Origin of the sequence: Dyella monticola (assembly GCF_003363155.1) — a bacterium.
Classification (GTDB): Bacteria; Pseudomonadota; Gammaproteobacteria; order Xanthomonadales; family Rhodanobacteraceae; genus Dyella_B; species Dyella_B monticola.
Window position 1 is genome coordinate 148,463 of record NZ_QRBE01000006.1, and the last position, 12,685, is coordinate 161,147.

15 protein-coding genes are annotated in these 12,685 nt (G+C 59.8%); 10 read left to right on the top strand and 5 right to left on the bottom strand.

Going from position 1 to position 12,685, the window contains the following annotated elements; genetic code table 11:
- Positions 1-6 precede the first annotated feature (6 nt).
- The 4 genes from DWU98_RS11720 to DWU98_RS11735 all read left to right on the top strand — a co-directional run bounded on the left by DWU98_RS11720 (position 7) and on the right by DWU98_RS11735 (position 2,679).
- Positions 7-573, top strand: a complete 567-nt coding sequence (locus DWU98_RS11720; protein WP_115495743.1) for an N-acetylmuramoyl-L-alanine amidase — start codon at positions 7-9, stop codon at positions 571-573.
- Between the two features lie 58 nt (positions 574-631).
- On the top strand, positions 632-1,498 hold the full coding sequence (gene tesB, locus DWU98_RS11725) for an acyl-CoA thioesterase II (RefSeq protein ID WP_115495744.1): 867 nt from the start codon (positions 632-634) through the stop codon (positions 1,496-1,498).
- Positions 1,499-1,507: 9 nt separating this feature from the next.
- Positions 1,508-1,906, top strand: coding sequence for a hypothetical protein (locus DWU98_RS11730; RefSeq protein WP_115495745.1), 399 nt, complete (start codon positions 1,508-1,510; stop codon positions 1,904-1,906).
- A gap of 62 nt (positions 1,907-1,968) precedes the next feature.
- A complete protein-coding gene (locus tag DWU98_RS11735; RefSeq protein ID WP_115495746.1) occupies positions 1,969-2,679 on the top strand; it encodes an arginyltransferase in 711 nt (236 codons plus the stop codon).
- Between the two features lie 68 nt (positions 2,680-2,747).
- On the opposite strand, the gene DWU98_RS11740 is transcribed toward DWU98_RS11735, so the two are convergent.
- Both DWU98_RS11740 and purT read right to left on the bottom strand, forming a co-directional pair.
- On the bottom strand, positions 2,748-4,262 hold the full coding sequence (locus tag DWU98_RS11740; protein ID WP_115495747.1) for an FMN-binding glutamate synthase family protein: 1,515 nt from the start codon (positions 4,260-4,262) through the stop codon (positions 2,748-2,750).
- A gap of 60 nt (positions 4,263-4,322) precedes the next feature.
- Complete coding sequence (purT, locus tag DWU98_RS11745; protein WP_115495748.1) at positions 4,323-5,504, bottom strand: formate-dependent phosphoribosylglycinamide formyltransferase; 1,182 nt, start codon at positions 5,502-5,504, stop codon at positions 4,323-4,325.
- 101 nt (positions 5,505-5,605) lie between these two features.
- Here purT and DWU98_RS11750 point away from each other — a divergent pair, with 101 nt between their 5' ends.
- From DWU98_RS11750 to DWU98_RS11760, 3 genes are all read left to right on the top strand, one after another.
- Positions 5,606-7,138 carry a transglutaminase-like domain-containing protein gene (locus tag DWU98_RS11750; protein ID WP_115495749.1) on the top strand — a complete coding sequence of 511 codons (1,533 nt, stop codon included), beginning with the start codon at positions 5,606-5,608 and terminating at the stop codon, positions 7,136-7,138.
- 94 nt (positions 7,139-7,232) lie between these two features.
- Complete coding sequence (locus DWU98_RS11755; RefSeq protein ID WP_115495750.1) at positions 7,233-8,102, top strand: SPFH domain-containing protein; 870 nt, start codon at positions 7,233-7,235, stop codon at positions 8,100-8,102.
- 7 nt (positions 8,103-8,109) lie between these two features.
- Positions 8,110-8,301 carry a type II toxin-antitoxin system antitoxin gene (locus DWU98_RS11760; RefSeq protein ID WP_115495751.1) on the top strand — a complete coding sequence of 64 codons (192 nt, stop codon included), beginning with the start codon at positions 8,110-8,112 and terminating at the stop codon, positions 8,299-8,301.
- A gap of 8 nt (positions 8,302-8,309) precedes the next feature.
- Here the strand turns inward: DWU98_RS11760 and DWU98_RS11765 are convergent, their stop codons facing one another.
- Positions 8,310-8,693 carry a DUF423 domain-containing protein gene (locus tag DWU98_RS11765; RefSeq protein WP_115495752.1) on the bottom strand — a complete coding sequence of 128 codons (384 nt, stop codon included), beginning with the start codon at positions 8,691-8,693 and terminating at the stop codon, positions 8,310-8,312.
- A gap of 84 nt (positions 8,694-8,777) precedes the next feature.
- On the opposite strand from DWU98_RS11765, the gene DWU98_RS11770 reads away from it, so the two are divergent.
- Genes DWU98_RS11770 through DWU98_RS11780 form a run of 3 tightly spaced genes read left to right on the top strand, consistent with a single transcriptional unit; the run spans position 8,778 to position 10,604 of the window.
- Positions 8,778-9,398 carry an SCO family protein gene (locus tag DWU98_RS11770; RefSeq protein WP_115495753.1) on the top strand — a complete coding sequence of 207 codons (621 nt, stop codon included), beginning with the start codon at positions 8,778-8,780 and terminating at the stop codon, positions 9,396-9,398.
- Positions 9,395-9,835, top strand: coding sequence for a copper chaperone PCu(A)C (locus DWU98_RS11775; protein ID WP_115495754.1), 441 nt, complete (start codon positions 9,395-9,397; stop codon positions 9,833-9,835). Before DWU98_RS11770 ends, DWU98_RS11775 begins: the two co-directional genes overlap by 4 nt.
- A 13-nt stretch (positions 9,836-9,848) precedes the next feature.
- Positions 9,849-10,604 carry a metallophosphoesterase gene (locus DWU98_RS11780; protein ID WP_115495755.1) on the top strand — a complete coding sequence of 252 codons (756 nt, stop codon included), beginning with the start codon at positions 9,849-9,851 and terminating at the stop codon, positions 10,602-10,604.
- Between the two features lie 218 nt (positions 10,605-10,822).
- Here the strand turns inward: DWU98_RS11780 and DWU98_RS21710 are convergent, their stop codons facing one another.
- Together DWU98_RS21710 and DWU98_RS11785 are read right to left on the bottom strand one after the other, a co-directional pair.
- Complete coding sequence (locus DWU98_RS21710; RefSeq protein WP_147293309.1) at positions 10,823-11,134, bottom strand: hypothetical protein; 312 nt, start codon at positions 11,132-11,134, stop codon at positions 10,823-10,825.
- Between the two features lie 62 nt (positions 11,135-11,196).
- Entirely contained in the window at positions 11,197-12,672 is a 1,476-nt protein-coding gene (locus DWU98_RS11785; protein WP_158545041.1) for an RHS repeat-associated core domain-containing protein, read from the bottom strand.
- Positions 12,673-12,685: the final 13 nt, after the last annotated feature.

Genomic DNA, 12,685 nt, shown 5'->3' on the forward strand with positions numbered 1-12,685 from the left:
CCCGCCATGCCGATGCTGACCATCCACGACCAGCCGCTGCCCTATGTAAGCCGCCTGCCGGAACGACCCGCCAGCGCGGTAGCGCTGGTGGTGATCCACTGTACCGAACTGCCAGATCTGGCCACCGCGCGGGAATACGGCGAACGCGTGCTGTACGAAAGCGGTGCCGGCAACAGCGGCCACTATTACATCGACCGCGACGGCTCGATATACCGCTATGTACCCGGCACCCGGGTCGCCAATCACGTGCGCGGCTACAACCCGGCCTCGATCGGTATCGAACTGGTGAACCGCGGGCGTTACCCGAACTGGTTCGACACGCGCCAGCAGACCATGACCGAACCGTATACGGCGGCGCAAATTGCAGCGCTGCGCGCGCTGCTGGCGCAGTTGCGCACGCAATACCCGAACCTGCACGAGATCGCAGGTCACGAAGATCTGGACACGGCCCGCGTGCCGGCCAGCGACGACCCGCATCGGCAAGTGCAGCGCAAGCTCGATCCTGGCCCGTTATTCCCGTGGGACGAGGTGCTGGCTGGCAGCGGCCTGCGCCGGATCGGCTCGCAGCGCTGAGGGCAAGCGGATTAGCCCGCTATAATCGTCGGTCATTTGCGCACCAGGGGTTAGTCGTATGCCGGACGAACATGTCAAGGAACTGGTCGAGCTGTTGCAGCTCGAACGGCTGGAAGACAACCTCTTCCGGGGCCAGAGCCGTGATATCGGCACGCGCTATGTCTTCGGCGGCCAGGTGCTTGGCCAGGCGCTGGCCGCGGCCCAGCAGACGGTAGACCCTTCCCGCGAGGCCCATTCGCTGCACGCCTATTTCCTGCGCGCCGGCGACATCGACGCGCCCATCGTCTACAGCGTGGAACGCGCGCGCGATGGCGGCTCGTTCTCCTCCCGCCGGGTGGTGGCGATCCAGCACGGGCAACCCATTCTCAATGGGGCGATTTCGTTCCAGGTTCCGGAGAAGGGCTTCGAGCACCAGTCCGGCATGCCTGAGGTTCCCGAGCCGGAAGACGTGGAACCCATGCACCGCGTGCCCCAGGACGACCTCGCCCGCCTGCCTGTGAAGCTGCAGCGCTGGCTGGGCATCGACGGGCCGTTCGAATTCCGCCAGGTGTGGCCGCGCAATGAATTGCACCCGGCCAAACGGCCGCCGATCCAGCACATCTGGTTCCGGCTCACCTCGCCCATCAACGACTCGGCCATCCTGCACCGGGCCATGCTGGCATACGCATCGGATTTCCACCTGATCGGCACGGCCACCTTGCCTCACGGCATTTCCTACCTCACCCCCCAGCTTCAAATGGCCAGTCTCGATCATGCGCTGTGGTTCCACCGGCCGTTCCGGGTGGACGAGTGGCTGCTGTACTCCTTCGACAGCCCTACGGCACAGGGCGCGCGCGGGCTGGCACGCGGGCAGATCTTTACTCGCGACGGCCGTCTGGTGGCCTCCACGGCCCAGGAAGGGTTGATCCGGCTGCGTGCCGAGTAAACTTGCCGCATGCGCCTGCTCTACACCTCTCCCCGTCAGGAAAACATCGATCGCGTGGCGGCCTTCATGGCCGAAAACGGGGTCGAAACCACCATCACCAATCGCTCCAACTGGAACAAACCCAGCTATCAGCGCTTCAGCTACTCCCAACGCAGCGAGAACCGGGACGCCTGGCCGCAGGTCTGGGTAAGCCGGGCTGACGATTTCACCAAGGCGCGCGAACTTCTGCGCACGCTGGGCATCGAGCCGGAAGTCCGCTTTGCCGAGGAGCTGCGGGTTTCGCGCGATCCGGTGGCGTCCGTGTACGCGCGCCGTGAACACACCGTCACGAGGGTGCGGCGCATCGTGATGCTGGCGATCCTGGGCGTTTTCATGGTGTTGGCGCTACGTTATCTGCACGTTCTGTAACAAAGCCGCGTGAAGGCTTTTACGCTTGCCACAGTGCCCCGTGGCGGTCATAGAATCCCCTCATGCGCTCTGACCACGTCCGCCTGTTCCAGACCTTGCCGCACGCCTGCGGTTATTACCCGGGACGTACCGCGCAAAATCTGGTGATCGATCCGGCTGCCCCGCAGCTGGACCGGCTCTATGGCGCGGCGCTGGATCATGGTTTTCGACGCGCGGGTGGGCACCTGTATTTTCCGCATTGCCCAAACTGCCATGCGTGCACGCCCTGCCGCATCGACGTAGCCCATTTCAAGCCGGACCGTTCACAACGCCGCTGCCTGAAACGCAATAAGGATCTGATCGTTCGCGAATGCATGGCCGGCTATAACAGCGAGCGCCATGCGTTGTATTCCCGCTATCTGCGCACGCGCCATCCCGGCGGCGGCATGGATGAGGCGGAGGCCAGCGATTTTCGGCGTTTCCTCACTGCGCCATGGAGCCCCACATTGTTCCTGGAGCTGCACCTGGGCGAGCGTCTGCTCGGCGTGGCGGTTACGGACGTATGCATGACCGGCATTTCGGCCGTCTATACGTTTTACGACCCGGACGAAGAAGATCGCAGCCTGGGCACGTTCGCCATTCTGCAACAGGTGGAACTAGCAAAGCGGCGCGGCATTCCGTGGGTCTACCTGGGCTTCTGGATCGACGGCCATCCGAAGATGGACTACAAGCGACGCTTCCAGCCCCTGCAGGTTCGCACGGCTGAAGGCTGGGTGGATTTGAAGCGGGATTGAGTAGCCTTGATCCACTGCACTGATGCGCTCGTCATTCCGGCGCAGGCCCGAATGACGGTGGAACATGTTCAAACGTTCTCCGCAACCTTTTCCGGATACGGAAACAGTTTGATCAACGGCACCGAAATCCCATCCTCACCCATCACGCGGCAATGCGTGCGATCAAGTTCACGTGGATCATCCACGCCGCAACTATGCGCAATGATGCCGACCTCGTGCATGACATTGTGCGCGTAATGGGCCACGCGCTCGCTCTTGTCCGTCACCACCAGACCGCGCTGCAATCGTGGATTCTGCGTGGTGATACCCGTGGGACAGGTGTTGCGGTTGCACTGCAGCGACTGAATGCACCCCAGCGCCAGCATGAAGCCGCGCGCTGAATTGACGAAATCCGCGCCCATCGACAACGCCCACGCCACGTCATAGGCGGCAATGCATTTACCCGAACAGATCACTTTGACGCGCTCGCGCAGGCCTCGCACGATCAACGTATTGACCAGCGCCGGCAATGCTTCGCGCAACGGCAGCCCAACACCTTCCATCAACGTTTGCGGCGCCGCGCCGGTGCCACCCTCGGAGCCATCGACGATGATGAAATCCGGCGCGCTCTCGATGCCGCGCTTGCTCACTTCGTCGCACAGCTGCTCGATCCATTGCATGTCGCCGAACACGGCTTTGAAGCCGGTAGGCTTACCGGTGAGATCGCGAATGTGGTTCACCGCATCCATCAACTGCGACACGTTGGCGATATCCAGATGGCGGTTGGGGCTTTGCGAATCCTGCCCTGCCGGAATGCCGCGAATCGCCGCGATCTCCGGCGTCACTTTCGCCGCCGGCAACAAACCGCCCATGCCAGGCTTGGCACCCTGCCCCAACTTGATGCTGACCATTTTGACTTGCTTGTGCGCGCAAATGGCTAGCAGTTTCTGGTCGTCCAGCTTGCCGTCGGGCGTACGTACGCCGTATTTCGCGGTGCCGATTTCGAACACGATATCGCAACCGCCTTCAAGGTGATACGGCGACAATCCGCCTTCGCCCGTATCCATCCATATGCCCGCTTTAGCCGCCCCGATCGACAGCGCACGCACGGCCGGCGCGGAGAGCGCGCCAAAACTCATCGCGGAAATATTGAAAAACGCCGCATGATCGTAAGGCTCGCGCGCATACGGACCGATGCGCACGGGGCTGGGTTCGACATGCGTGTCGCCCAGCGCCGGAAACGCGGCGTTGACGAAGAACGGTACACCTTCGGCATGCAGATCGCGCGTGGAGCCGAACGCATTGGTGTTTTCGGAATTCTTCGCCGCGCGATACACCCACATGCGCTGGGCGCGGTTGAACGGCAGTTCCTCGCGATCGCTGGAATACAGGTATTGGCGGAAGAATTCGCCCAGGTGCAAGAACCAATAACGGAAGTGCCCGATCACCGGATAGTTGCGCAACACCGAGTTGTGCGTCTGATTGCGATCAGTGACCCATACCACCATCACAAACAGCACGGCGAACACCAACAGCATCACGAACAGCAATGCGAAGGTTTCCACCAGCACGACCAGCCAATGCGCGAAGCCTGAGGGTTCCATCATCGCTCTCCATTCGGGTTTTCTCCTCTCCCGCAGGGAGAGGGTGCACATCAGCGCATTCTACAACTCGATGCGCAGCGCCTCCGCGGCACGAATCGCCTTGGCTTTCGCCGCCTCGATGTCGTTATCGCGCGCCAAGGTGACCGCCATGCGTCGGCGGCCTTTCACTTCGGGCTTGCCGAAGATGCGCAGTTGCGTATCGGGTTCTGCCAGGGCCTGAGCAACACCGTGATAGCGCGGTGCGCGCCCGTCGCCCTCCACCAATACGGCACAGGACGCCGAAGGCCCCTGTTGAACAATGGAAGGAACGGGCAGCCCAAGAATCGCACGCGCATGCAGCGCGAATTCGGACAGATCCTGCGAAATCAACGTGACCAGCCCGGTGTCGTGCGGACGCGGACTGACCTCGGAAAAGATCACGCGGTCGCCCCTTACGAAGAATTCCACGCCGAACACCCCCCAACCGCCCAGCGCAGCCGTAATGACCTGGGCCTGGCGCTGCGCCTCTGCCAAGGCGACCGCACTCATGGGCTGCGGCTGCCAGGATTCGCGGTAATCCCCGTCTTCCTGGCGATGCCCGATGGGCGCGCAAAAAGAGGTGCCCTGCTTATGTTGCACAGTAAGCAGGGTGATTTCGTAATCGAAAGGCACGAAGCCCTCGATGATCACCCGCCCCTTGCCAGCCCGGCCACCGGATTGGGCGTAATCCCAGGCATCGCTCAACTCACTCGCATCTCGCACGATGCTCTGCCCTTTGCCCGAAGAGCTCATCACCGGCTTGATCACGAAGGGATAGCCGATGATCGCGACGGCATCGTTATAGTCGGCCTCGGTATCACAGAACCGGTAGGGCGAGGTCGGCAGCCCTAACTCCTCGGCAGCCAACCGGCGAATGCCCTCGCGATTCATCGTAAGCCACGTGGCGCGGGCGGTAGGAACCACCTTTAAGCCTTCTTTTTCCAGCTCCAGCAAGGTCGGCGTGTGGATGGCCTCGATTTCCGGCACGACCAGATCGGGCTGCTCCTGGGCAATCAGGACGCGCAAGGCGTTGCCGTCCAGCATGTCGACCACATGGCTGCGATGCGCCACCTGCATCGCCGGCGCATCCGCGTAGCGATCCACGGCGACCACTTCCACGGCGTAGCGCTGGAGTTCGATGGCCACTTCCTTGCCAAGCTCGCCGGCTCCGAGCAACAACACCTTCAGGGCATGGGCGGAATTAGGCGTGCCAAAGGCTTTCATCAGAGCGTCCCAAAAGCGCCATTGTACTTGCCGCAGTGCAGATTGACGCCGGGCTAAAGCAGGTATTCACTAGCTTTAACTCCGTTCCCCACGGATCGATTATGCGCAGCAGGATTGCCCCGCTTTTGCTGGTGCCGATGTTGTGCGTTGCCTGCGGCCCTGCCATGGCCGCCGCGGTGGATGCCGCGTCCACTGATCCGACTACCATCTGGATGACCGTGCTGCTCAATGGCCGCAAGATCGGTCACGAGGAAATCCAGCGCGCTCAAGTCGGCAACACCATCGTCACCACGCAAACGCTGGTGATGGATGTCGAGCGCAACCATAAAGTGGCGCCTTATACAAACATCAGCCATAGCGTCGAAACGCCCGACGGTCAACCGCTCAGCTTCAGCATGAGCACCGTGATGTCTGCCACGCAGACGTCGGTGGAAGGCACACGATTGCCCGACGGAAGCCTGGAGCTGGTCAACAACGTGGGCGGCAGTGAGCGCCGTTCAGTGACCGAATGGCCCGCCGGCGCGTTGCTGGTGGAAGGTCAACGCCAGGCCATGCGGGCGGCGATTGGCCATCCCGGCATGCATTACACGCTGCAGGTATACAACCAGGCGAGCCAGCAACCGATGACGCTGAATGTAGAGGTCATCGGCAACGAGCGCGTGCAATTTCCTGATCACGCCGAAACCTTGAGTCACCAGCGCGAAACGCTGCAACGCCCCGGCAGCACCCAATCGGTCGACCTTTGGCTGGACGCCGACGGAAACATCCGCAAGGGCTCACTCTCCCTGCTCGGCACATCGATGGACATGCTCGCCTGCAGCCAGGCTTGCGCCAACTTGCCGGACGAAAGCCTGAACATGATGGATTCGGCCACGGTGGATTCACCGCGCCTGATCACATCGGAGATGCTCGGCGATTTCCTAAGCTATCGCGTACGCATCACCAACAAGAACATCACCAAGCCGTTCATCGATACGGATGAACAGTCGGTTGCCAAGCTTGCCGATGGCGAATGGCAGATCAACGTTTATCGCAGCCTGCTCGACGACCAAAGCCCGCCCACGCCGGCCGACACGCGACCGAATGCATGGTTGCAATCGGACGCACCGGAAATTCGGCAGCTTGCGACGCTCGCCGCGGGCGATGCGCAAAGCGCGAGCCACATCATGGGCAACCTCAATACGTTTGTCGGTCGCTACCTTTCCAAGCGGGGCTTGGATATCGGCTACGCCTCGGCACTGGAAGTGGCGCGGGATCGGCGTGGCGACTGTGTCGAATCGGCGGTGTTGCTAGCGGCCATGGCCCGGGCGGAGAACATCCCCGCACGTGTCGTCGTGGGCATGCTCTATACCGACCGCTACGACAACAAGGACCGCGTGTTCATACCGCACGCCTGGGTGACCGCATGGGTAGGACACCGTTGGCGCAGCTTCGACCCCGGTGTCGCGCATTTCGACAGCGGCCATATTGCGCTGGACATCGGCGACGGCAACCCATGGCACTTCTTCAAGGCCGCGGATGAATTTGGCAGCATCCAGATCGATGCCGTGCACACCTTCGCCGAGATGTACAACGCTTCGCCCGGCGGCGGCGCCCCCACCGGGCAAGCCGGGGCATCCGGCGCCTCGAAATAACCCTCTTTCGGTCCTAGCTTGCTCCAGCTTGGCACAGCCTTGTTGCGCTAGATATCATTTTGATATCTAATTGCCGCCACTGGAGGGCTTTGCCATGAATGAACGTACTGCGTTTTCGATTGCCGGGATTCCATTCATCTTTGTTTGCCTCGTGCTCGCATTCGCGGGCGCGTGGTGCTATCTGAGCGCCGCCAGCGGCGCCGAACCAAGCGGGATCGTTGCCGTGGGCCTCGTCATCCATGCATTGACGATCTTGTTCCTCAAAGGCTTCTTTCAGGTCGCACCGAACGAAGGACAGGTCATGCAACTGTTCGGCAAGTACGCCGGCAGCGTGCGGCTGGAAGGCCTGCGCTGGACCAACCCCTTTTACTCCCGGCAGCGCCTGTCCCTGCGCGTACGCAACTTCGAAAGCGGCAAGCTGAAGGTCAACGACAGCAACGGCAATCCGATCGAAATTGCCGCCGTGATCGTATGGCAGGTCATCGACACCGCCGAGGCCGTTTTCTGCGTGGACAACTACGAAAACTACGTGACCATCCAAAGCGAATCGGCGCTACGCCAGATGGCGCAAAGCTATCCGTATGACAGTAACGATGATGGCAAGCCGTCCCTGCGCAGCCACGGTGATGACATCAACAACCATCTGCGCGATGAAATCCAGGCACGGCTGGGAAAAGCCGGCGTACAGGTGACGGAAGCGCGCATCAGCCATCTTGCCTATGCCCAGGAAATCGCCCAGGCGATGCTGCAACGACAACAAGCCAGCGCGATTGTCGCGGCACGCGAGCGCATCGTGCAGGGTGCGGTCGGCATCGTCGCCATGGCGCTGGAAAAATTGCGCAGCCAGGGTGTCGTCGATCTCGACGAAGAGCGCAAAGCGGCGATGGTGAGCAATCTGCTGGTCGTGCTATGCGGGGAGCATGCAACGCAGCCGGTGATCAATACCGGCACGCTCTACAGCTAATCGCGTTATGTCGGCAGAAAAAAAAGCCTATCCGCTTCGCATCAGCGCTACTGTGCTGGAAGCCATGCAACGCTGGGCCGACGACGAGCTGCGCAGTGTCAACGCACAGATCGAATATGTATTGCGTCATGCACTGCAAGAAAGCGGACGGCTCAAGCCGACCAAAGTCAAACCCATGGCGGACGACGTACCGCGCTGATGCATCTGTCATGGATCAGCGCGTCGCGCACACAGGCCTACACCGAGGGCCACCCATCCGACCATGAATGCCACGCCGCCGAACGGCGTGATGATGCCCGCCCATCGCGGTGCGCCAAGCGCCAGCGCATACAGGCTCCCGCTAAACATGACGATTCCCACTAGGAACGCCAGCACGGCAACGCGACGCCCTTTGCCATGCGCGCATGCGACCGTGATGGCCAGGGCCAGTGCATGCCAGACGTGGTAGTCCACGGCGGTATGCCAAAGCGTGTAGTGCATCGCATCCAACACGCCTTTGAGCGCATGCGCACCGAAGGCGCCCAATAGCACGGCGCTTGCGCCAGCGGCGCCGACCAGTAGACCTTCATGGATTCGGGCAAGTTGTCGCATCGGGTGGTTTCCGTGGGTGCGAAAAGGGCTGGGCGCGTATCGCGTGGCGTATGCTGAGCAGGTTCAACCGCCCGGGATTCTTGCATGAAGCTCTCGCGTTTCGCCCGCCTTGTGTGTCTATCGGCCATGCTCATTGCCGGCCTCTTGCTCGCCGGCTGTCAGCGGCAAGAGCAAGCCATGCCGTGGGAGCTCACCGATATTTCCGGGCACATGCCCGATCTCGCCTTCCACCTTACCGACGATCAGGGCAAGGCGGTCAGTGCCGCCGACTATCGCGGCAAGGTCACGTTGCTTTATTTCGGTTACACCCACTGTCCGGATGTATGCCCTTTGACGCTCGCCCATCTGCATGTGGTCTTGCAGCGGCTAGGCCCGCTTGCCGATGATGTGCGCATCCTGTTCGTGAGCGTGGATCCGGCACGCGACACGACCGAGGTCTTGCATCAGTACGTGACCGCGTTCGATCCCCACGCAGTGGGCTTGACGGGCTCGCCGTCCGACATCGAAGCCCTGACCAAACGCTACCGCGCCGCTTTCACGCGCGAACCCAACAAAGGGGGCGGTGGTTACGATGTCAGCCATAGCTCCGGCATCTACATTTTCGATGCCACCGGTAAAGCCCGCCTGCTGGCGACGCCCAGCGATTCGCAGGACAAGCTGGTGCACGATCTGCATCTATTGCTGAGTCCGGCAGGTGCAACGTGAAACGCATCGTGTTTCTGCTCGTCGGCGCGCTCCTCCCGCTCGGCGTGCAGGCAGCGCAAGCCGATCACATCAAGGCCAGCCATGCGTGGATTCGGCTGCTGCCGGCCAACTTGCCAGCCGGCGGCTACGTCACGCTGGACAACGAGAGTGCTTCGGCCGCAACGCTCGTTTCCGCGCATAGCGCCACGTACGCCTCCGCCATGCTTCATCAGAGCACACAGGACCCGTCGGGCAACAGCACCATGCGCATGGTCGAGCGGGTAAGCATCCCTGCTCACGGCCGGCTTGCATTGGCGCCGTCTGGATACCATTTGATGCTGGAGCAAGCCACCCATGCGCTAAAACCAGGCGACATGGTCGCCATCACCCTGGATTTCGCGGACGGCAGCCACCTGCCCGTTTCATTCCTGGTTCGCCCGGCCAACACATCCCCATAGGTTCACCGACGTCATGCGTGTTTTTGCGGTTTCCGACTTGCATTTGGATTACGCCGCAAACCATGAGTGGCTCGAACAGTTGCCACGGCATGAATACAACGACGACGTGCTGATACTCGCCGGCGACGTCTCCGATCGCCTGTCGCGGCTCGATCATGCGTTCAAGCTCGTCGCGCGATGTTTTTCCACCGTGCTTTACGTACCCGGCAATCATGATCTGTGGGTGCACCGTGAGCCAATGCAGAACTCGTTCGAGAAACTCGATGCCGTGCTGGCCGCGGCGCACGAACACGGCATCCGCACCGATGTCTTTCGCAACGATGAGCTCGTCATCATGCCGTTGCTCGGCTGGTATGACTATTCCTTCGGCGCGGCGGACGACTATCTCAAAACCGCCTGGGCCGACTACCGTGCATGCCGCTGGCCGGGGTACGACGACGCAGCCCTGACGCGTTTTTTCACCGATAGCAACCCCGTGCACTCGCCAATGCTGACAGGCGCACAACGCATCATCAGCTTCTCGCACTTTCTGCCGCGCATCGATCTGATGCCCGAGCGCATTCCCGACAAACACAGAAAAATCTACCCCGTGCTCGGCACCACCGCGTTGGAGACGCAGCTTCGTGCAGCGGGCTCAACCACGCACGTTTACGGACACAGCCACGTGAACAGGCGCGTGACGATGGACGGCGTCACCTATATCAACAATGCCCTCGGTTACCCGAACGAAGCGCACTTCACTGGGCGGCAACTCGTGCAGGTTTACTGATGCACTACACTCGATCTTTGAAAGCAAACTTCTTCTTCAGATCCCCCAAAAAAACTTTACCGACTCCTTAAATATTAGCATTACAAAGAGCATGACTTTTTTTAATTTCCACAATAATGATTCCAAGCTGCTGTAGCTGCTAAATCCCAGAACACACCAGCCGACAGCATGTATAGATTTGTTAATGCATCAGACTTAATCTTTCGAAGAAAACCTTCTCAGTTGCCGCACCCCTCACATAATATTATGTGGAATTCCTCAGGAATAGTCCCGTTGGAATAGACAAAGGCAGAGTTTGTGAAGCCCGTAACTCTTCCTGAGCGAAAAGATACTTTAATTACACGCGGTGACAACCATTTAATAGACAGCCCGTCAAAATCGTAACCATTCAAAAAGCATTGGACTTTTTTATCAGGAAAAATCTTATTATCGGAATTAGCTACACAAACATCTATGTTTTGACTTCCTGAATAGTTAATTTCTTGAACGCGAACGTCAACCTTAAAAGGACCGTTCTTTATTTCGGTCATATGTTCCTCAGCAATCCTATTGCAAGATTGCAAGAGGATCATCAGAAGACACGCTATGCAAATCAATATACGTTGCATGCTGCACTGTACCCTGCTGGAACTTGTCGTGTCGCGCTAGCATCCATCCAAAATGGGCCGCCAGTATCTCTATGCCCGGCCCAGAGTGCGTATCCTCCGGCCACCATTTCCGTTACGAATAATGGCACTCCAATATTCGCTGCAACTGCAGCGTATGCGAAATTCCCGGCATCTCCAAGGAAAGCAGCATTTCCCTGACCTCGGAACATGATCTTGAAGTTAGTCTGCGAATACACTATAGAAGGCACAGATAACGGGCTGTATCCTCGCGTCTGACTCATTGATGGTCCATATGGAGTTGAAGTAATTTGGGCTGCGTCATTGATAGTATGCGAGAGAGCTGTGACCCGGTCTCCTACGGTGGAGCCGTCCGGAAGGACCGTGCCGCACGAAATTTGGTTCGGCATCCTATAAGCCGTCACATACTGCGGATTCAAACTGAATCCAAAGAATTCTTGCCGTTCTATGTCTGGCGGTCTATTCGCCGTCACATTCACCGGGTCCTCCGTCGGGATGCTCCCGCCGCCTCCTTCCCCGGGCCCACCTATGGCCCCTCCCCGGTTGCTATCTCGCGGGCCGCCGCTTCCTATGGAGCCTGGATTGTCTCCGCAATATCCAATACCTGCAGCAACACCATTCACAAAGCCTTGGCAGTAGTCCAATCCCGTTGGATCAGTAAGGTTCATTGGATTGTTGGCGGCATACGCATACCGATTGAAGTTGAACATATCTCCGGTTCTTGCCGCGATCGGATCGACCGAGATAAATCGTCCTAGATCCGCATCGTAGTAACGCGCTTGCATATAAGTCAGCCCCGTAAGCGGGTCCTCGTATTGGCCGATGAAGCCCGGTGCTTCGGCTTTGTTGCCATTGTCTGCCGCAGCACCGTACGCCTTGTAATCAGTCTTCGCCACCACGTTGGCATTCGCGTCGGTCATGATGACATTGCTGCCCAGGCGATCGGTGTGGATGTAGTACACCGAGTCGCTCACGGCGGGAGCCGCCGGCACCGTGTATTGCCCTGATCCCTGCAGTAAGACATAGCCGCCCTCGGGAACAGCTAGCGTTTGGGCATAGACGTACAGCCGTTGGCCACCGTATTGCTGGCGCACGGCAATGCTCAAACCGATGACGAAACGATTGTTTGGATTCTGGTTGCGGCAGGTATCTTCAACGGCTTGCTCGCTGGGTTGATCGACCTGATAGATGCCCAGCTCTGTACCGCCCTGCCCAGCTTCGCCGCCTACGTAGAGCTTGAGTTGCGGCGAGTACCGATGCAAAACGTAGCCTTGCCAGCAGGCCCAGCCACGCAGCGTTATCGCGCCGGTGCCGTCGCCGACGACTCCATCCACGTTACCGAGCGTTGCATAGGTTTGTGCGCAGGCGGGCCGAATGCTCCAGACGCATAACGCCAGCACCAATGCACACAACCCTTTCTTTGACATCCGCACGATGCGCACTCCCCTCCCTGGT

What these genes read in the sequence shown, in the direction of transcription:
- DWU98_RS11780 (WP_115495755.1), top strand. Translation starts at nt 9,849, where the DNA reads ATGCGTGTTTTTGCGGTTTCCGACTTGCATTTGGATTACGCCGCAAAC.
- DWU98_RS11730 (WP_115495745.1), top strand. Translation starts at nt 1,508, where the DNA reads ATGCGCCTGCTCTACACCTCTCCCCGTCAGGAAAACATCGATCGCGTG.
- tesB (WP_115495744.1), top strand. Translation starts at nt 632, where the DNA reads ATGCCGGACGAACATGTCAAGGAACTGGTCGAGCTGTTGCAGCTCGAA.
- DWU98_RS11760 (WP_115495751.1), top strand. Translation starts at nt 8,110, where the DNA reads ATGTCGGCAGAAAAAAAAGCCTATCCGCTTCGCATCAGCGCTACTGTG.
- DWU98_RS11740 (WP_115495747.1), bottom strand. Translation starts at nt 4,262, where the DNA reads ATGGAACCCTCAGGCTTCGCGCATTGGCTGGTCGTGCTGGTGGAAACC.
- DWU98_RS11765 (WP_115495752.1), bottom strand. Translation starts at nt 8,693, where the DNA reads ATGCGACAACTTGCCCGAATCCATGAAGGTCTACTGGTCGGCGCCGCT.
- DWU98_RS21710 (WP_147293309.1), bottom strand. Translation starts at nt 11,134, where the DNA reads ATGACCGAAATAAAGAACGGTCCTTTTAAGGTTGACGTTCGCGTTCAA.
- DWU98_RS11720 (WP_115495743.1), top strand. Translation starts at nt 7, where the DNA reads ATGCCGATGCTGACCATCCACGACCAGCCGCTGCCCTATGTAAGCCGC.
- purT (WP_115495748.1), bottom strand. Translation starts at nt 5,504, where the DNA reads ATGAAAGCCTTTGGCACGCCTAATTCCGCCCATGCCCTGAAGGTGTTG.
- DWU98_RS11750 (WP_115495749.1), top strand. Translation starts at nt 5,606, where the DNA reads ATGCGCAGCAGGATTGCCCCGCTTTTGCTGGTGCCGATGTTGTGCGTT.
- DWU98_RS11735 (WP_115495746.1), top strand. Translation starts at nt 1,969, where the DNA reads ATGCGCTCTGACCACGTCCGCCTGTTCCAGACCTTGCCGCACGCCTGC.
- DWU98_RS11770 (WP_115495753.1), top strand. Translation starts at nt 8,778, where the DNA reads ATGAAGCTCTCGCGTTTCGCCCGCCTTGTGTGTCTATCGGCCATGCTC.
- DWU98_RS11755 (WP_115495750.1), top strand. Translation starts at nt 7,233, where the DNA reads ATGAATGAACGTACTGCGTTTTCGATTGCCGGGATTCCATTCATCTTT.